General features: G+C 72.2%; 15 protein-coding genes. 7 read left to right on the forward strand and 8 right to left on the reverse strand.

From position 1 onward, the window contains the following. Positions 1-120 precede the first annotated feature (120 nt). Positions 121-567, forward strand: coding sequence for a MarR family transcriptional regulator (locus tag AB0I83_RS07030; protein ID WP_356841380.1), 447 nt, complete (start codon positions 121-123; stop codon positions 565-567). An 89-nt stretch (positions 568-656) separates the two neighbouring features. Here AB0I83_RS07030 and AB0I83_RS07035 read toward each other — a convergent pair whose 3' ends face one another. Further along, the gene (locus tag AB0I83_RS07035) at positions 657-1,442 is read right to left on the reverse strand and encodes a hypothetical protein (RefSeq protein WP_363303884.1); all 786 of its coding nucleotides are present in this window, start codon (positions 1,440-1,442) and stop codon (positions 657-659) included. A 371-nt stretch (positions 1,443-1,813) separates the two neighbouring features. Between AB0I83_RS07035 and AB0I83_RS07040 the strand changes: the two genes are divergently transcribed. Genes AB0I83_RS07040 through AB0I83_RS07060 form a run of 5 tightly spaced genes read left to right on the forward strand, consistent with a single transcriptional unit; the run spans position 1,814 to position 7,441 of the window. Further along, a complete protein-coding gene (locus tag AB0I83_RS07040; RefSeq protein WP_363303885.1) occupies positions 1,814-4,645 on the forward strand; it encodes a nitrate- and nitrite sensing domain-containing protein in 2,832 nt (943 codons plus the stop codon). Continuing rightward, positions 4,642-5,121 (forward strand): roadblock/LC7 domain-containing protein, encoded by a 480-nt coding sequence (locus tag AB0I83_RS07045; RefSeq protein ID WP_356534185.1) that lies wholly within the window; start codon positions 4,642-4,644, stop codon positions 5,119-5,121. Before AB0I83_RS07040 ends, AB0I83_RS07045 begins: the two co-directional genes overlap by 4 nt. Beyond that, complete coding sequence (locus tag AB0I83_RS07050) at positions 5,118-5,531, forward strand: DUF742 domain-containing protein (protein ID WP_356534184.1); 414 nt, start codon at positions 5,118-5,120, stop codon at positions 5,529-5,531. Before AB0I83_RS07045 ends, AB0I83_RS07050 begins: the two co-directional genes overlap by 4 nt. Continuing rightward, positions 5,512-6,162, forward strand: a complete 651-nt coding sequence (locus AB0I83_RS07055) for an ATP/GTP-binding protein (protein WP_363303886.1) — start codon at positions 5,512-5,514, stop codon at positions 6,160-6,162. The genes AB0I83_RS07050 and AB0I83_RS07055 overlap by 20 nt, the downstream gene beginning before the upstream one ends. A gap of 37 nt (positions 6,163-6,199) precedes the next feature. Then, a complete protein-coding gene (locus tag AB0I83_RS07060) occupies positions 6,200-7,441 on the forward strand; it encodes a styrene monooxygenase/indole monooxygenase family protein (RefSeq protein WP_356841374.1) in 1,242 nt (413 codons plus the stop codon). A 73-nt stretch (positions 7,442-7,514) separates the two neighbouring features. Here AB0I83_RS07060 and AB0I83_RS07065 read toward each other — a convergent pair whose 3' ends face one another. The 5 genes from AB0I83_RS07065 to AB0I83_RS07085 form a co-directional block, all read right to left on the reverse strand. Then, a complete protein-coding gene (locus AB0I83_RS07065) occupies positions 7,515-8,675 on the reverse strand; it encodes a C40 family peptidase (RefSeq protein WP_363303887.1) in 1,161 nt (386 codons plus the stop codon). 152 nt (positions 8,676-8,827) lie between these two features. Continuing rightward, positions 8,828-11,353 carry a PQQ-binding-like beta-propeller repeat protein gene (locus AB0I83_RS07070; protein WP_363303888.1) on the reverse strand — a complete coding sequence of 842 codons (2,526 nt, stop codon included), beginning with the start codon at positions 11,351-11,353 and terminating at the stop codon, positions 8,828-8,830. Positions 11,354-11,425: 72 nt separating this feature from the next. Continuing rightward, positions 11,426-11,701, reverse strand: coding sequence for a hypothetical protein (locus AB0I83_RS07075; protein ID WP_363303889.1), 276 nt, complete (start codon positions 11,699-11,701; stop codon positions 11,426-11,428). Positions 11,702-11,725: 24 nt separating this feature from the next. Beyond that, positions 11,726-12,487 carry a TetR/AcrR family transcriptional regulator gene (locus AB0I83_RS07080; RefSeq protein ID WP_356534165.1) on the reverse strand — a complete coding sequence of 254 codons (762 nt, stop codon included), beginning with the start codon at positions 12,485-12,487 and terminating at the stop codon, positions 11,726-11,728. Between the two features lie 82 nt (positions 12,488-12,569). Next, the gene (locus AB0I83_RS07085) at positions 12,570-13,505 is read right to left on the reverse strand and encodes a diiron oxygenase (protein WP_356534163.1); all 936 of its coding nucleotides are present in this window, start codon (positions 13,503-13,505) and stop codon (positions 12,570-12,572) included. 188 nt (positions 13,506-13,693) lie between these two features. Between AB0I83_RS07085 and AB0I83_RS07090 the strand changes: the two genes are divergently transcribed. Next, positions 13,694-14,803, forward strand: coding sequence for a ferritin-like domain-containing protein (locus AB0I83_RS07090; protein WP_363303890.1), 1,110 nt, complete (start codon positions 13,694-13,696; stop codon positions 14,801-14,803). Positions 14,804-14,959: 156 nt separating this feature from the next. Here AB0I83_RS07090 and AB0I83_RS07095 read toward each other — a convergent pair whose 3' ends face one another. Beyond that, the gene (locus tag AB0I83_RS07095) at positions 14,960-16,423 is read right to left on the reverse strand and encodes a penicillin-binding protein 2 (RefSeq protein WP_363303891.1); all 1,464 of its coding nucleotides are present in this window, start codon (positions 16,421-16,423) and stop codon (positions 14,960-14,962) included. Next, on the reverse strand, positions 16,420-17,784 hold the full coding sequence (locus AB0I83_RS07100) for an FtsW/RodA/SpoVE family cell cycle protein (RefSeq protein ID WP_356534158.1): 1,365 nt from the start codon (positions 17,782-17,784) through the stop codon (positions 16,420-16,422). The genes AB0I83_RS07095 and AB0I83_RS07100 overlap by 4 nt, the downstream gene beginning before the upstream one ends. Positions 17,785-17,805: the final 21 nt, after the last annotated feature.

Consider the following 17,805-nt stretch of genomic DNA (forward strand, 5'->3'; position numbering starts at 1 on the left):
GCCTGCGAAATACTGGCCCAGCTGCGGCGATGGCCGGAGTTGGAAGAAAGTTTCATTCGCGGAAAGCGTGTGAGGGGTGCTGACGTGCACGGGAGTGGAAGCGGCGATGGGCCCGACGCGATGGCCGGAAGTGGTGTGGACCACGAGTTCCTCGCGCTGGAGCGGGAGTTGGCGGTCTTCCTGCGCCGGGCGCGCGCCAGTTCGGGAGAGATGGCGCGCGAGGTCCATCCGGATCTGGAGGCGGCGGCCTACGGGCTCCTCGTACGGCTGGAGTCCGCCGGCCGGCAGCGCGCCACCGACCTGGCGGCCTACTTCGGGGTCGGCAAGGCGACCATGAGCCGCCAGCTGCGGGCGCTGGAGGGCCTCGGACTGGTGGCCCGGGAGACCGACCCGGCGGACGGCCGCGCCTCGCTCGTCCACCTCACCGACGAGGGCCTCGCGCGCTTCCGCACGGTCCGCGACGCCCGCCGGGGGCGGTACGCCCGCAAGCTCGTCGGCTGGGACCGCGCCGAGGTCGCGGAACTGGCGCGGCTGCTGCACCACTTGAACGAGCGCGCCGAGAGCTGAGCGGTCGCCCCGGTGAACGGCCGCCGCAGGAACCGGGGCGGACGGAAGGCTGACCGCGAGCGCGCGCACCGCTCCCGATGGACAGCGGGCTACAGCTCCACCAGGACCGCCGTCGCGTCGTCGTGCCTCTTGCCGCGCCGCAGGTGGACGCGTTCGGTGTCGGCCCGCTCCAGTTCCCGTACGCGGCCGATCAGTCCCTGCGGCCCGGCCTTGCGCAGCATCTCCAGGGCGGCGGTCCAGTCGCCCTCCCCGAACATCTCGGTCCATCTGCTCGCACCGTCGGTCATCGCCGCCATCGCCCGCACCCCGGCCCTCGGGGTCTCGCCGGTCACCGCGCGTGACGCCACCCCGGGATCGGCGGCGGCCGTGAAGAAGCCGCCCTCCTTGTTCCGCGCGCGGGCGTCAGCGATCTCCTCCGAGGCGAGCGTGCCAGGTGGCAGCCGGTCGAGACGGTCGTCGAGTGACGGCCGGACCGTGCCGTCGGGCGCTTCGAGGAGCAGGACCGAGTCGGAGAGCACGAGGTGCTCGACCCGTCGGTCGTCCCAACGCGCCAGGACCACGGTCGCCTGAGGCGTGCGCGGGTGAGAAAGGTCACACCCCGAACGGTGGGCGTCGGCGGTGCGGTGAATGGACGCGGCGAGGATCTCGGAAAGCGTCAGATCTCTGCGCGAAGCCGACAGTTCGACGAGGGATCCCCCGAGGCGTGCGGTGAACCAGGGGACGGAGTGCACGCAGCCGTCGTCCCCCGCCGGGGGCGTTACTCCGTCGAGCAGGACGAGGGTGCCGCCCTGGCCGGCCGCAGGGGCCGAGGCCGACACCCAGTCCTCGTTCGGGCGTTCGGGGCTGCCGGGCTCGGTGACGAGGTCGATGCGCATCGGGTCAGTCTGCACGATGCCTTCACGGACCCTGCACGAACCGGCTTTTGGCTCGTACCAGCAGGTCAAAGGGGTGACGGTGACGAAAACGAATGCCCTGAGCATATGCGGGTGGGCATCTTGCCAAAGCCGGGCCGGAAGTTCCACCCGGCGGCCCGGGCATGCCCCGGGTCGCCGGTGGGGAGAGTTGTTGGCCAACTCCGGAGTGTTGTTCACTCGTTCGAGTGGCGGAGCGGTTGATGCGCGGCCCCCTCTCAAAAGCGCTGGAATGGTCAGAAGCCGTACGGGGCACACCAGGGCGGGGTGCTCATCCGAGGTGACCGTGCGTCACCTCTGCTTCAAGGGCGGACGAGTCAAGATTGCGAGCACCGGTGCAGAAGAAGCGGCCTCGGAGCAAGGACAGCGCGCGCGAGGAGCCCGGGGCCATGCCTCAGGCGGCGGGTGCGGCCAAGCGGACCGTGCGGGTACGTAACCGGCTCGTCGCCGGTGTCGCCGTCGTGGGGGTCACCGTCATAGCCGCGGGTGCGCCGGCGGCCTTCGGCGCCTCCTCCGACCTCAACGAGTCCCAGCGGCTGGTCACGCTCGCCGAGCTGAACCAGCAGGCCATCACCCTCGCGCACTCCCTCGCGGACGAGCGCGACGGGATCGTCGCCCACATCGCGGCCGGACGGGACGAGGAAGAGGCGGACGGCACCGCGAGTCTCGCGGCCCGCGTCGACCAGCAGGTGGACGAGATCCGGGAGGCCGCTCCGGCGGCACTGCGCCGTGACCTCTCGACGATCCCCTCGCTGCGCCGCACCGCGCTCACCGGCAAGGGCTCGGCGATGGACGCCTACCAGGCGTACTCCGAGGTCGTCGCCAAGCTCCACGACCTCGCCCACGAACTGGCCGAGAAGACCCCGCCGCGTGCCGCCGACGCGACCCGGGCCCCGCTCGCCCTGGGCGGCGCCGTGGAACAGGCCTCCGCCACCAGGGGATTCCTCCTGGCCGCGCTCTCGGTGCCAGGCACCGAGCCGCGGGAGCCGCAGATCGACCCCTTCACCGGCCTGCCCGTCCCGAACCAGGACGAGAGCGGCGGCGAGAACGACCGCACGCGCGACGAGCTGAGCGCCGCCGCCCAGCAGTCCCGGGTGCGCGAACTCGGCTCCCTCGCCGACTTCGACCAGGCCGCCGGCCCCTCCGCGAGGGACCGGCTCTCCTCCACGGTCACCGGATCCCAGGTCACCGGTGCCGAGAAGTACCTCACCCGGTTCACCGACCGCCCCGAGCTGTCCGCGACGGACCGGGCGGCCGACCCCGCGAAGGTCGAAGCGGCGCTCTCCGCCCGGATCGACCGGATGCGCAGCGTCGAATCCGCCCTGGGGACCGCGCAGGTCGAGCGGCTGGAGGGGCTGCGCGACGACGACGTCACCGCACTCGAACTCCGTCTGGCCCTGTTGGGCGGCTGCCTGCTGATCGCCGTCGGCGTCTCCACCGCGGTCGCCCGCACCCTCACCCAGCCGCTCGCCGTCCTGCGCATCGGCGCCAAGCGCATCGCCGCCGAGCCCGAGACGGCCGAACCGGTCCGCTACACCGGGCGCAACGACGAGTTCGCCCAGGTCGTGCGGTCCATCAACACACTCCACGGCAAGCTGCACGCACTGCACCACGACGTCACCGGGCGGCTGCAAGGCCTGCAGGCCGAGCGCGGCGAACTCGTCGCCGGCCGTGAGGCCCTCACCCTCCAGCGGGCCGAACTCCAGGTGCGGGTCGCCGAACTCGGCTCCCAGCTGGAGCGGATGAAGAACACGGTCCACCACACGTTCGTCAACCTCTCGCTGCGCACCCTCGGTCTCGTCGAGCGTCAGCTCGGCGTCATCGAGGGCATGGAGGAGCGCGAACAGGACCCGGAGCGGCTCGCCACCCTCTTCAAGCTGGACCACATGGCGACCGTCATGCGCCGCCACAGCGAGAACATGCTGGTCCTGGCGGGCACCGACCACACCCAGGGCCACGCGAACCCGATCCCGCTCGTCGACGTGCTGCGCGCCGCGATCAGCGAGATCGAGCGGTACGAGCGGGTCACCATCCAGTCGTTGCCGCCGCACGCCCAGATCGCCGGATTCGCCGCCGACGACCTGAGCCACCTGGTCGCCGAACTCCTGGAGAACGCCACCTCCTTCTCCCCGCCCGACTCCCATGTCGAGCTGTCCGGCTGGCTGCTGGAGACCGGAGAGGTGATGCTCTCGGTCCAGGACAAGGGCATCGGCATGTCGGCGGTCCGGATGGGCGAGCTGAATGCCAGGCTGGCCGACCCGGCGTCGTTCGAGGCCGGGGAGCAGGCAGCGGACGGGGCGGGCCTTGGACTCCAGGTGACCTCTCTGCTCGCCGCCCGCCACGGCGTGCGCGTCGAGCTGCGCGAGCAGAAGGGGAGCGGGGTGACAGCGGTCGTCGTCCTTCCGCAGGCCCTGCTGCCCAAGGAGCCTCCCGCGGCGTCCCCGCCGCCCGTGCAGCTGCCCGGCGAAGCGCCCGCGCTGAATCTGCCGGGCTCGGTCGCCGAGGCCAACTCCAACGCCCTGCCCACGCGTTCCGGGCTCCCCGCGGCGGACCCGCTGATCGCGGCCGCCGAGGAGACCGCGCGCGCGGCCGGCACCGAAGCGAGGAAGCCGGAGCCCGCTCCCGAGGCACCCGCCCCGGCAGGGCCGGAAGCCGAGGTCCCCGCGGAGTCCGAGGCCGAGACGACGATGCAGGTCCGGCTGCCCGTGCAGAAGGACGCGTCCGGTCCGTACGCCATAGGTCCCGACAGCCATGAGCGCACCGCCGACGCGAGCCCCGCGGCTGCCCCGGATCCCGCCGCGGGCCCCGTGGCCGCCCCGGCCGCCGACGCCCTCCCGGGTCCCCGGCAGCCGCTGACCGGACTCGGCGAGGAGGTGCCCGACCCGGCACCCGTGCCCGAGCGCCTCACCGACAAGGGGCTGCCCAAGCGCACCCCGAAGGTCACGGCGCCGCCGCCCGCCGCGCCCGCCGAGCGCAAGGGCGGTCTCGACAAGGAAGCCCTGCGCCGCAGGCTCGGCGGATTCCACCAGGGTGCCAAGGACGGGCGGCGCGACGTCGAGACGGAGTTCGCCGGAAGCGGCCCACAGAGCGACCACAATGAGCTGACCGACCATACCGACGGTCGAATCGATGAGACGGGGGACACAGTCGAGGAGGCACGCAGTTGACTGCGCCCAGCACATTCGGTCTGAGCACCGAGGCCCGCAACCTTCACTGGTTGCTCAGCAATCTCGTGGACGAGGTCCCCGGGGTCCACTCGGTCACCGTCGTCTCGTCCGACGGACTGATGCTCCTCTCCTCCGACCCCGGCCTCGCCGAGGCCAAGGCGGCGGGAGGCCGACGCGGCCCCCGGGGCTCCAGTGCCGATCTCGCCACCATCGTCTCCGGCATCGGGTCGCTCACGATCGGTGCCGCGAAGCTGATGGACGGCGGTGGCGTCAAGCAGACGATGGTCGCCATGGACGAGGGCAGCTGCTTCGTCATGTCGATCAGTGACGGCTCCCTGCTCGGTGTGCACGCCACCCCCGACTGCGACATGAGCGTCGTCGCCTACCACATGGCGCTCTTCGTCGGCCGCGCCGGACACGTACTCACCCCCGAACTCCGCAGTGAGCTGCGCAAATCGATGGAGAGCACCCAGTGACGTCAGCTGCTGAACCCGTACGAAAACTCCCGGTCCGGGGCGGCGACCGCAAGGTCGCACGGGTGCGCCCGTACTCCCTGACCGGAGGGCGCACCCGCTTCGGCCACGTGCTGCTCGTGGAGACGTTCGTCGCGGCCCTCGAGGCGCCCGAGGAGCGCAGGGAGCTGACAGGAGGCAATCTCGCCTCGCGGGTCATGCCCGAGCTCCGCGCGATCGTCGAGCTCTGCCGCCGTATGCGTACGGTCGCGGAGATCTCGGCCCTGCTGAAGATGCCGCTCGGCGTGGTCCGGGTGCTGCTCAGCGACTTGGCCGACCAGGGAAAGATCCGCGTGTACGGGACCGGTCACGGCGCCGGCCAGCCCGACCGCGCACTGCTCGAAAGGGTGCTCGATGGACTCCGTCGTCTCTGAGGCGCCGCTCTTCACTCCGCGTCAGCCGGGCCGGCGCGAGCAGACCGACGAGCCGGTGCAGGCCTGGCAGCTCGACCACACGCGCGCGCCGATCGCGACCAAGATCGTGGTCGCGGGCGGGTTCGGCGTGGGCAAGACGACCTTCGTCGGGGCGGTCTCCGAGATAACCCCGCTGCTGACCGAAGCGATGATGACCCAGGCCAGCGAGGAGACGGACGACCTCACGGCCACGCCCGACAAGGTCACCACCACCGTGGCGATGGACTTCGGCCGTCTCACCCTGGACGAGGACCTCGTCCTCTACGTCTTCGGCACCCCCGGTCAGCAGCGCTTCTGGTTCATGTGGGACGACCTGGTGCGCGGTGCGATCGGCGCCGTCGTCCTGGCCGACACCCGGCGCCTCGCCGACTGCTTCCCGGCCCTCGACTACTTCGAGAGCTGCGGACTTCCGTACATCGTGGCCGTCAACCACTTCGAGGGCACGACCGGTTACGACGAGGGCGACGTCAGGGAGGCCCTGAGCGTGGCGCCCCACGTGCCTGTTGTGATCATGGATGCGCGTAACAGGATCACGGTCGTCGAGTCGCTGCTCACCCTGGTGCGCCACGCACTCGACGTCACGCCCGCGTAACCGTCAACGCACCCAGCACACGTAACGGAGAACCGCGATGCGGAAGATACTCATAGTGGGAGCCGGCCAGTCCGGGCTCCAACTGGCCCTCGGACTTCAGTCCAACGGCTACGAAGTCACACTGATGTCCAACCGCACGGCGGACGAGATCCGGTCCGGCCGGGTCATGTCGACGCAGTGCATGTTCCGGACGGCTCTCCAGCACGAGCGCGACCTCCAGCTCAACTTCTGGGAGTCGCAGGCCCCGCGGATCGACGGCCTCGGGGTCTCGGTGGCCGGACCCGACTCCTCCCGTGTCATCGACTGGGTGGGCAAGCTCGACGGCTACGCGCAGTCGGTCGACCAGCGCGTGAAGATGGCCGGCTGGATGGACACCTTCGCCCAGCGCGGCGGCCAGCTCGTCATCCACGGCGCGGCCGTCTCCGACCTGGACTACTTCTCCCGCACCTACGACCTGGTGATGGTCTCGGCCGGCAAGGGCGAGCTGGTCTCCATGTTCGGCCGCGACGCCTCGCGTTCGCCTTACGACGCCCCGCAGCGCGCGCTGGCCGTCTCCTACGTCCACGGCATGGGACCGCGCCCCGAGCACCCGGACTTCGAGGCGGTCCGCTGCAACCTGGTACCTGGCGTCGGCGAGCTCTTCGTCATGCCGACCCTGACGACGTCGGGCCGTGCGGACATCCTGTTCTGGGAGGGCGTCCCGGGCGGTCCGCTCGACGCCTTCCAGGGAATCAAGGACCCCTCGGAGCACCTCGCCAAGACGCTGGAGCTCATGGAGAAGTTCACCCCGTGGGAATACGCGCGCGCCACCAAGGTCGAGCTGACCGACGCCAACGCCACGCTGGCGGGGCGTTACGCCCCGACCGTGCGCAAGCCCGTCGGCCGGCTGCCCGGCGGCGGTCTGGTCCTCGGCGTGGGGGACGTGGTCGTCGCCAACGACCCGATCACCGGGCAGGGCTCCAACACCGCGTCCAAGTGCGCCCACTCCTACCTGCACTCGATCCTCGACCACGGCGACCGGGAGTTCGACGCGGCGTGGATGGAGGCCACCTTCGAGCGGCACTGGGAGAACACGCAGCACGTCGTGAAGTGGACGAACGCGATGCTCGGCCCGCCGCCGGAGCACGTCCTGAACCTCATCGGCGCGGCCGGCCAGCTCCAGCCCGCCGCCGACCGGTTCGCCAACGGGTTCGACAACCCCGCGGACTTCGACAACTTCTTCTTCGAACCGGAGAAGACGAACGCGTACCTCGCGGAGATCTCGGGCGCGCGGGGCTGACACCCCGCGGGCACGGCGACCGGGTCGCCCCCTTCCGTCCTGCGGGTGCGGACGGGCGGGGCGGCCCGGTTTCTCATGCCTCGGGCGCGTCGTACCCCGTGTCCGCCCCCGCCGTCGCGTCGTCGGGCAGTTCCGGCAGCGTGTACGCGCTCAGCGGCGCGTCGTCCGGGTCGGGGCGGACGGCGCCCAGCAGCGGGTTCGAGGCGAGCGGCGAGACCTTCACCGTGGCACCGGGCCGGGGCGCCTGCACCACGAGCCCGTCGCCGATGTAGAGCGCGACGTGCGTGGCCTTCGGGAAGTAGACCACCAGGTCGCCGGGGCGCAGCGAGGCGACCGGCACCTTTTGGAGCTGCCGCCACTGTTCCTGCGAGGTACGCGGGATCTCCCGTCCCGCGGCGGACCAGGCCTGCGAGGTGAGGCCGGAGCAGTCGTAGGACTCCGGTCCCTCGGCGCCCCAGACGTACGGCTTGCCGATCTGTCCTACCGCGTACCGCACGGCTTCCCCGCCCCCCGGCGAGGGCGGCCTGACCGAGCTGAGCGCCCCCGACGCGGTCAGCGCCTTCTGGGCCTCGCCGACGTTCTTCCGTTCCAGTGCTTCCAGCGCGGCCAGTTGCTCCTTCGACAGCGAGGCCAGCATCGACTCGATGCCCGCCAGCCGGGACCGGACCGTGTCGCGCTGCTTCTTCTGCCGGGCGGCCAGGATCCGCTGCCGGTCGAGCACCGCCCGGGACCTGGCGGCCAGGACCTCGGCGTGCCTCTCCGCCCCGGTCAGCCGGTCGACCACGGCGGCCCGTCCCGCCTGGAGGCGTTCGACGACGTGGCCCTGTTCAAGGGCTTGCGAGGGGTCGTCGGCGAGCAGCAGCCGCAGGTACACGGAGAAGTCGGTGCGCCCCTGGTACTGGTCGCGGGCCAGCCGTCCCGCCGCCCGGCGACCGGAGTCCAGGGCGGCGCGCGCCCCGGTGGTCTCCCTGCTCAGCTTCGCCGCCTCGGCGGTCCGTTTCCTCAGCTCCTCGGCGGTGCCGTTGTAGAGCTCGCCGGCCTCCTCGGCCCCCTGGTAGAGAGTCTGAAGCTGCCTCAGGAGCCCGGCGACGCCCTGTGGCGCCCCGGCGGCCGGTGCGGGGGCCGGGGACGGATCCGGTGCCGAGGGCCGTGACGGTTCGGCGACCGCGGGGGAGGCTGCGACGACCGCGGCCAGCGCCGCGGTGCAGAGGGTACGCGCGAACCTGAGTGACACGACATCATCTCCGTCGACAGGGGCCGCACCGAATTAATCGGACTACCCCACAAGTGCTCGGATCTGGTCCATCCGGTCACTCGCCGCCGGGTGATGCAAGGACCGTCCGGCGTGCCGTCCGGAGGACGCCCCGAACGGTGGACGCCGGCAAGTCACTCCACGGGGAAGGCGTAGAAGGCCCGCTCGCGCTGGACGACGGCGGTCTTCCCGGCAGTCAGCACCCGGTACGGCGCGGCGACCGTGGCGCCCTTCGGGTCCTGGGCGCCGATGTCCTGGAACTTCCAGAGCCTGCGCCCGTCCGCCGCGCCGAACGCGGTCACCTGCGTGGCGTCCGCGGCGAACAGCGTCCTCCCGCCCCCTCCGAGGGTGAGGACCGGGTTGCCCCCGCCGAGCGGCACCTCCGTGGACCGCCGCCAGACGAGCCGTCCGGTCGCCTTCTCGACCGCGCCGACCTCCTGGTTGCGGTTCGTGGTGTGCAGTACGGTCCCGGCCGGCACAGGCGTGCCGAAGACCGAGGACGCGGTGCCGTTCAGTGTCCAGACCGGTTTTCCGGTCGCGGTGTCGAACGCCAGCAGGTCGTCGCCCACCGCGCCGTACAGCCTGCCGTCCTCGTCGCCCGCGGCCGCGCCCGCGGGGGCGACCGCGCCGAACTGCCGGGTCCACAGCAGTTTCCCCGTGGCGCGCTCGAAGCAGCGGAAGAGGGCCCTTCCCTTGCCTGCGGTGACGTCGGCGGGGGTGAGCGTGGCGGCGTCCTGGCGTACGACGATGTCGGCCTCCCGGACGGCGGTCAGCCGGTAGGCGGGGGTGCCGGGTGCCCGGCCGGCGGGGACGGCGACGCGCCACAGTTCCTTGCGCCGGACGACGTCGTACGCGAAGAACCAGGCCTTGGCCACCTGGGTGTCCTTGCCGGGCTTCTTGCCCTTCTTCGGCTTCGGCGCCTTGACGGTGACCGTGTTGGACCCGGTGAACCAGAGGACGTCCCCGGACAGGCCGGTGACGGGCGCCACCTTCATGTTCGGTACGCCGGTGAACTGGTCCAGCAGGCGGACCCGGTGCACGACCCGCCCGTCCTCGGACGACAGCCACAGGAGCTCGGTCGGGCCCACCAGGAGGCAGAGGCCCTTCCCGGCCGGCAGCACCGTCTGGGCCCCGGCGGCGTCCGCGCGCTGCCAGACCTCCCGCCCCGTCCGGAGGTCGACGGCGGTGGCACCGGCCGTGTCCGTCAGGACCAGCAGGGTGTCCCGCCACACGCCCGCGGTCAGCGGGGCCGGCGCGGCGGCCGGCCGGCGGTGGATCCAGCGCGGCTCGGGGGCCTGGCCCGGCAGTGTGGGCCGGGGCTCGGGCGCGGGCTTGTCGTCGGCGGACCCGCTGTCGTCGGACCCGAAGGCGGCCACGGCGGCGCCGCCGAGGACCAGCCCGGCCACCCCGGCGCCGACCGTGGTGAGCAGCGCCCGCCGGCCGGTGGCCGGGGCGGGCGACGGCGCCGGCGCGGTGTACGGGAACGGTGCGGTGACCGCAGGCGCGGCGGCGGGAAGGGCGTACGGGTAGGGCTGTGCGGGTGCGGCCGGGAGGGCCGGCGGCCGCGGCGGTACCGGGGCGGTCGCCTCACGTGGGAGGGCCGGCTGGGTCGCCGCCCGGTCGGCCTGCGGCCGGGGTGCCACGGTCCCGAGGAAGCGGGTGGTCTGGCTGTCCTCGCCGACGTCCCCGCCGTGCTCGCCCCGGTCTCCGGCCGGGACCGAGCGGGTGGCCGCCTGTGCCGCCGCCTCGTCCTCCTCCGGATCGCCGGGGGCTTCCAGAGCCCGTGCCGACAGCGCCTGCTCCGTCACCGCGGCCGACAGGGGGCCGGGCAGCCAGCCACCCTTGGCGAGACCGGCGGCGCCCTCCAGTGCCAAGTCCGCGGCGACGGACCCCGCGCTCGGCCGGGCGGCCGGATCCTTCGCCAGGCAACCCGCGATCAGCGCGCGCAACTCGTCCGGCACGGAACCGAGCTCCGCCGGCCCGTGCGCGATGCGCTCGGCGGCCTCGTCCACGGGGCCGTCGGCGAGCGGGGTCGTGCCGGTCGCCGCGTACGCCAGGAGCAGACCCAGGACGAACAGGTCGGACGCGGGGCCCACCTCCGCGCCCTCGACCTGCTCCGGGGTGAGGTAGCCGAGCCGGACGGAGAGCCGGCCGCCCTCCCCGGCCTCGGCCGATGCCGCCGCGCCCAAAGGCCCGAAGGCGGTGAGCCGGGGACCGTCCTCGGCCAGCAGCACGGTCTCCGGCGCGAGTCCCTGGAGCACGGTCCCGGTGGCGTGCACCCGCGAGAGGGTCTCGGCCAGGCCGGCGCCCAGTATCCGCACCGCACGCTCCGGGAGCGGACCGGCCAGCCCGATCGCCTCGGCGAGGGTCAGCGCGGGGACGTACTCCGCCGCCGTCCAGAGGTCGTCGTCCTCCGGCAGGGCGAGGGGCGGCTGCACCCAGCCGCCGGCCACCCGCTCGGCGGTGCGTGCCTCGGAGGCGAAGCGGCGCCGGAAGGCGGGTACCGAGGCCAGGCCGGGCCGTGCGGCGGTCACCACCGCGAGGCCGTCACCGTCCGCACCACGGGCCAGGAAGTGCACCGCGCTCGCGCTCTCCCGGAGGCGGGCCAGCACGGTGTACGGACCGAAGCGGCGTGGATCGTCCTGACGCAGCGCCTGCATGGCGCACCCCCCTTGTGACCGTGCCCTCGGCACCTGACCGTCGATCTTACGGGCGGGGGCCCGAGTTGAGGCTCAGGACCCGCTGCGGGGCCTTCCCCAGGGCCACTTGGGCGTGAACCGCTCCCGGCCGCCGGGGGCGTACTCGTACACCCAGCCGCGCTGGAGGCCGAGGCGCTTCGAGTAGCCCGCCGGGGTGCGCCGGTAGGCGTGGACGGTGGCGGGACCGCCGTCGGCGTCCGGCACCGGGACCTCGTACCACTTGGGCGGATGGCCGGTGGGCCCGAGGAGGATGGGCAGCACGCGCCCGTCCAGGGGGCCGCCGCGGAAGGACGTGTTCTCGCTTTTCACCGGGCCAGTCTGACCCAGGCGGTGTCAGGCCGGCGGCAGCAGGTGCGCCGCGTGCCCCGCGACCGGGACGATCAGCGCCGCCAGCCGTCCCGCGGGGCCGTCGGCCGTCTCCTGGGCCAGCAGCTCCGCCACCACGCACGCGGTCTCCTCGTCCGAGGCCGCGGTCGCCGCGAGCAGGGCGATCAGATGGTCGACCAGCCAGCTCCGCAGCTCGGCGGCCGACGGCAGCTTCTCCTCGTCGAGCCAGATCAGGGACGCCGCCTCCACGGCGGCGATCCAGGTGCGCACCATCATCCGCAGCCGGGATCCGGCGGGCTGCTGCCCCGGGCCCGTGCCACGGCCCAGGTGGAGGAGGATCTGCTCGGCCGCCGAGCGCCGCACCCCGTCCACGATCGTCGTCGTGCGCGAGGTCTCCGCCACGCTGCCGCCGCGCAGCAGTGCGCTGAAACCGGCGTCGTGCTGGTCGACGAAGCCGAGATAGCGGTCCAGGACCCGGCCCACCCGCTCGGTCGGCGGCCCGGCGGCGGGCTCCGCGAAGCAGAGCGTGAGCTGGTCGGCGGCCGACCCGAGCGCGGCCTCGTACAACTGCTGCCTGCCGCCCGGGAAGTAGCGGTAGACCAGCGGCCGGGAGACCCCGGCCGCTGCCGCCACCTCGTCGATCGACACGTCGTCCGGCGCCCGGTGGGCGAAGAGCGTGAGCGCCGCACCGAGCAGTTGGGCGCGGCGCTCCTCGACACCGAGCCGTCGGTAGGCGCGGGCCGGTGGTGCTGCGGGTGCGGAGGTCATACTCCGAAGCCTAGGGCCTTTCGTCCGGAACGGGCCGGGCCGGGGAGCGGGGTCCGGCGGCCGGGGGCACCGCCCGCGCCGTTCAGGCCAGCAGTCCCGAGCTCTTCCACAGCCTGCGCCCCACTCCGTTGAGCACCCCGATGTCGTCGAAGAAGTCCGTGAGCCGCTTCGCCCCCGTCTGCATGACCTCCGCCCGGTGCCCGCTCGCCTTCACCTGGGCGACGGCCTCGTGGCGGTTCAGGCCGACGTTGTCGTACACCTGCGGGTTGACGAAGCACACCGAGAAGACGCGCGCCGCCTCCCCGCAGCTCAGCCTCGTCATACGCCGCTCCCAGGAGGGCGCGGTCACCATCTGGCGGCGCAACTCCTCACGGGCGTAGCGCACATGCCTGGCCTCCTCGACGACGTGGATGCGGGTCACTCCGCGTACGAGCGGCTGGACGCGCTCGTCGGGGAAGGTGAGCCGCTGCATCCAGTCCAGGATCTCCTCGCCGAGGAGGGTCGCGGCGAACGAACCGGGCGTGGTGGAGATGGTCTTCAGGACCCGCGCCAGGTTGTGGTAGCGCGGCGGCACCGGGTACGCGGGGGCCCCGCCCCACTCGATCATGCGGGCGAACATCATCGAGTGCCGGCACTCGTCGGCTATCTCGGTGAGGGCGTAGCGGACGTGCTTGCTGGTCACGGACTTGTCGTAGATGTGCCGGACGAGCAGCTGCATGAGGATGATCTCGAACCAGATGCCGAGCGAGGCCAGCGACGCCGCCTCGTGGCGTGCCAGCTCCTGCCGCTGGTCCTGCGACATCTTCCGCCACAGCGGGGTGTCGTAGAGGGAGACGAGCTCGGGCGGCCAGAACCACTTGCCGTCCTCCACGGCGGAGTCCCAGTCGAGTTCGGTGTCCGGGTCGAAGGAGTGCTTGGCGGAGGCCTCCAGCAGCCGGGCCGCGACCTGTTCGCGGTCCTTGAGCGGGCCGAGCGCGTCACGCAGCGCCTGGATGTCCTCTTCGGTCACTGTCGTCATGGCTGTGGGCACCTCGCACATGGGTTACCGGCGGTCAGTTCTCTGCTCAGGATTATGAGACTGCCTGTCAGCAAGGCAGTCAATCCCTGGCGCACGACTTGTTGACCGCGCGTCTACCAACGTGTGAACCTGCCAACTGACTCCAGCACCACGGAACATACGATCCTCGCCAGGCGAAGGAGCTGTCCGTGTCGACACACGACCTCTACATCACCCCGCCCCCGGCTCCCACATGGCAGGTCCCAGCCACGGGTGCCGCTCGCTTCAGCTGGGACTACGACGACGGCCGCGAACGCCTCCTCGCCCTGTACCAGAAGGGCAAGGACAAGCAGTGGGACGGCAACAAGCGCATCGACTGGAGTCTGGAGGTCGACCCCACCGACCCCCTCGGCACCCCGGACGAGGCCCTCACGCTCCACGGGACGCCGCACTGGGCCAAGATGACCGAGCGCGACCGCGGCGAGCTGCGCAAGCACTACACCTCCTGGCAGTTCAGCCAGTTCCTGCACGGCGAGCAGGGCGCGATGGTCTGCGCCGCCCGGATCGTGGAGTCGGTCCCCGACCTGGACGCGAAGTTCTACTCGGCGACGCAGACGATGGACGAGGCGCGGCACGCGGAGATCTACGGCCGCTTCCTGCACGAGAAGATCGGGATGCTCTACCCGGTCAACGACAACCTCCAGGGGCTGCTCGGCGACACCCTGCGCGACTCCCGCTGGGACATGCCCTACCTCGGCATGCAGGTCCTCATCGAAGGGCTCGCGCTCGCCGCGTTCGGCATGATCCGCGACACCACGACCAAGCCGCTGCCCAAGCAGATCCTCGCGTACGTCATGCAGGACGAGGCCCGCCACGTCGCCTTCGGGCGGATGGCGCTGCGCGACTACTACAAGCAGCTGAGCGACGCCGAACTGCGCGAGCGCGAGGAGTTCGTCATCGAGGGCTGCTACCTGATGCGCGACCGGCTCAGCGGTGTCGAGGTCCTGGAGAACTTCGGCATCGGGAAGCAGGAGGCCAAGGAGCTCTCCGAGCACTCGGAGTACCTGCAGCTCTTCCGCAAGCTGCTGTTCAGCCGGATCGTCCCCTGCGTCAAGGACATCGGCCTCTGGGGCGAACGGCTCCAGAAGGCCTACGTCGACATGGGAGTCCTGGAGCTGGGCGACTCGAACCTCGACCTGCTGATGGCCCAGGACGAGGAGATGGCGGAGCAACTGGACCGGGACCGCTTCGCAGCGGAGGAGCGGGCGCGGGTGGCGGAGGTCGCGGACGCGATATCGGAGGGCCGCGCGCAGGGGTGAGGCGGCCGCTCTGCCCGGCGTCACCGGGGGGCCGCGCGGGTCCCCCGGCCGGGGGCACGGGACGCGTGCGCTCCGCGGCGGGCTCCGGGCGCACCGCGCGGCGGGCCTCCGGCCGGGTCGGGTCGCGGGCGCCCGGGACCGGCCGATGCCGTGGCGTCAGCCCCGGCCCTCCAGCGCCGCCTCCATCACCGCCCGCGCGATCGGGGCCGCGTTGCCGCCGCCGCTGATGTCGGCCCGGTCCGCCGCCGCGTCCTCCACGACCACGGCGACGGCGACCGCGGGGCGGCCCGAGTCCGGCGCCTGCGCCCAGGAGATGAACCAGGCGTAGGGGATGCCCGAGTTGTCGACGCCGTGCTGCGCGGTGCCCGTCTTGCCGCCGACGGTGACTCCGTCGATCGCCGCGTTCGCACCGGTCCCGTCGTCCACGACGTCGACCATCATCCGCTGGAGCTGCTGGGCCGTCGCCGGGTTCATCGCCCGGTGGTACGAGTCGTTGCCCTGCTGGCGGACCGTGTCGCCGTCGTCGGTGGTCACCCGGTCCACCAGCCGGGGGCGCATCAGTTCGCCGCCGTTCGCCACCGCCGAGGCCACCATCGCCATCTGGAGCGGGGTCGCCGAGGTGTCGAACTGCCCGATGGACGACTGGGCCAGCTGGTCGTCGCTCATGTCGGAGTCGAAGTTGCTCCGGGCCACCCTGGAGGGGATCTTCAGGTCGTTGTCGTTGAACCCGAACCTCTCCACCGCGTCCAGCATCCCCTCCAGCCCCACCTCGACCCCGAGGTGCGCCAGCACGGTGTTGCAGGAGACCCGGATCGCCTCCGCCAGGGACGCCTTCTCGCAGCCCCTCGCCTCGTTGGGCAGCACGGTCGAGGTGCCCGGCAGGACGTACGGGGACGGGGTGTCCGTGTCCGCGTCCGGATCGGTGACCACCCGCGCGTCCAGCGCCGCCGCCGCCGTCACGATCTTGAAGGCGGATCCTGGCGGATAGGTCTGCCGGATCGCCCGGTTGAGCATCGGCTGGCTCGGGGCGCGGTTCAGGCGCGCCCAGGCGTCTGTGACCGAGGAGCCCGTGCCCGACAGGACCTCCGGGTCGTACGAGGGCGAGGAGACCAGCGCCAGGATCCGGCCGGTGGTCGGGTCGAGGGCCGCGACCGCCCCGCGCCTGCCGTCCAGGCCCTCGTACGCCGCCCGCTGCATCGAGCCGTCGATGGTGGTCACGACGTCGCCGCCCGGCTGCCGGCTGCGGGTGATGTCGCCCCAGAGGGGGAGCGGGGCCAGGATCGGGTCGGTCCCGGAGAGGATGCCGTCCTCGGCGTTCTCCAGCAGCGTGGTGCCGTAGGTCTGGGAGGCGTAGCCGGTCACCGGCGCGTACAGCGGGCCGTGCCGGTAGGTGCGCTCGAAGGCGAGCTGCTGCCCGGTGTCCTCGGAACCGGTGACGGACTCCTCGCCCACCAGGATGTTCCCCCGCGGCTCGTCGTAACGGTCGATGGTCGTACGGCGGTTGGCGGAGTTGGAGTTGAGCTCGTCGGCCTCGAACAGCTGGACGCGGGCGGCGTTCGCCAGCAGGGCGACCAGCAGGAGCAGACAGAATCCGGCGGCCCGCCGGATGTACCTGATCACTGTTCCTCCGCTTCCGTGGCGGCCGGTGTGCCCGGGTCGGGAGTACGTGCCACGTCGCTGACCCGGATGAGCAGGGCCACGATGATCCAGTTGGTGACGACGGACGAACCGCCCTGTGCCAGGAACGGCATCGCCATTCCGGTCAGCGGGATCAGCCCCATCACCCCGCCGGCGATCACGAAGACCTGGAGCGCCAGGATCGAGGCGAGTCCGATCGACAGCAGCCGTCCGAAGGGGTCGCGCAGCGCCAGACCGGCGCGGAAGCCGCGGGCCACCAGCAGGGCGTACAGCATGAAGACCGCGGTGAGGCCGGCCAGGCCGAGCTCCTCGCCCGCGGTGGCCAGGATGAAGTCGGACTTGGCCGCGAAGCCGATGAGGATGGAGTGGCCCAGCCCGAGGCCGGTGCCGAGCATCCCGCCCGCCGCGAACGCGAAGAGTGACTGGGCGAGCTGGCTCGGCCCCTGGCCGGCGTCGATCGTGGCGTACGGGTCGAGCCAGTCCTCCACCCGGCTGTGCACATGGGGTTCGAACGAGCCGACGGCGAAGGCGCCCGCCGCGGCGAGAAGCAGGCCGACGGCGATCCACCCGGTCCGGCCGGTGGCCACGTACAGCATGATCACGAAGAGGCCGAAGAAGAGCAGCGAGGTGCCGAGGTCCCGTTCGAGGACGAGGACGCCGACGCTGAGCAGCCAGATCGCGACGATCGGGCCCAGCACCCGGCCGGTGGGGAGCTGGAGCTTCCAGATCCTGCGCCCGGTGTACGCGAGCGCGTTGCGGTTCGCGGCCAGGTACGCGGCGAAGAAGACGGCCAGCAGGATCTTGGCGAACTCCCCCGGCTGGAAGGAGAGTCCGCCGACCCGGATCCAGATCTTCGCGCCGTTCACGGCGGGGAAGAAGATCGGCACGATCATCAGCACCAGCGCCGCCGCCACCGACATGTACGCGTACCGCTGGAGCACCCGGTGGTCGCGCAGGACGACGACGACGGCGATGAAGAAGGCCACCCCGAGCGTGGACCAGATCAGCTGGGTCGTCGCGGCCTGGTCGTTCGGGGTCTCCAGGTCGAGGCGGTAGATCAGCACCAGGCCCAGCCCGTTGAGCAGGACCGCGATGGGCAGCAGCAGCGGATCGGCGAACGGGGCGCGGAAGCGGACCGCGAGGTGGGCGAGCAGGGCGAGGAGGCCGAGACCGGCGCCGTACCCGGCGACGTCCGGGGGCACGGCGTTGCTCCGGGCGAGGCCGACGGCCGCGTAGCCGTAGACGGAGATGAGCACGGCCCCGATCAGGAGCGAGAGCTCGACCCCGCGCCGCTTGGGCAGGCGTAGCTCGGGCGGGCGTGCCTCCGCCGTCGTTGCGGTCATGCACCGCAACGTAGCAAGCGG

This window comes from Streptomyces sp. NPDC049970, from assembly GCF_040660235.1.
Taxonomy (GTDB): Bacteria; Actinomycetota; Actinomycetes; order Streptomycetales; family Streptomycetaceae; genus Streptomyces.

Excerpts from the sequence above, each read along its gene's own strand:
- AB0I83_RS07030 (WP_356841380.1), top strand. The coding sequence starts at position 121 with ATGGCCGGAAGTGGTGTGGACCACGAGTTCCTCGCGCTGGAGCGGGAG.
- AB0I83_RS07035 (WP_363303884.1), bottom strand. The coding sequence starts at position 1,442 with ATGCGCATCGACCTCGTCACCGAGCCCGGCAGCCCCGAACGCCCGAAC.
- AB0I83_RS07055 (WP_363303886.1), top strand. The coding sequence starts at position 5,512 with ATGGACTCCGTCGTCTCTGAGGCGCCGCTCTTCACTCCGCGTCAGCCG.
- AB0I83_RS07060 (WP_356841374.1), top strand. The coding sequence starts at position 6,200 with ATGCGGAAGATACTCATAGTGGGAGCCGGCCAGTCCGGGCTCCAACTG.
- AB0I83_RS07070 (WP_363303888.1), bottom strand. The coding sequence starts at position 11,353 with ATGCAGGCGCTGCGTCAGGACGATCCACGCCGCTTCGGTCCGTACACC.
- AB0I83_RS07080 (WP_356534165.1), bottom strand. The coding sequence starts at position 12,487 with ATGACCTCCGCACCCGCAGCACCACCGGCCCGCGCCTACCGACGGCTC.
- AB0I83_RS07085 (WP_356534163.1), bottom strand. The coding sequence starts at position 13,505 with ATGACGACAGTGACCGAAGAGGACATCCAGGCGCTGCGTGACGCGCTC.
- AB0I83_RS07100 (WP_356534158.1), bottom strand. The coding sequence starts at position 17,784 with ATGACCGCAACGACGGCGGAGGCACGCCCGCCCGAGCTACGCCTGCCC.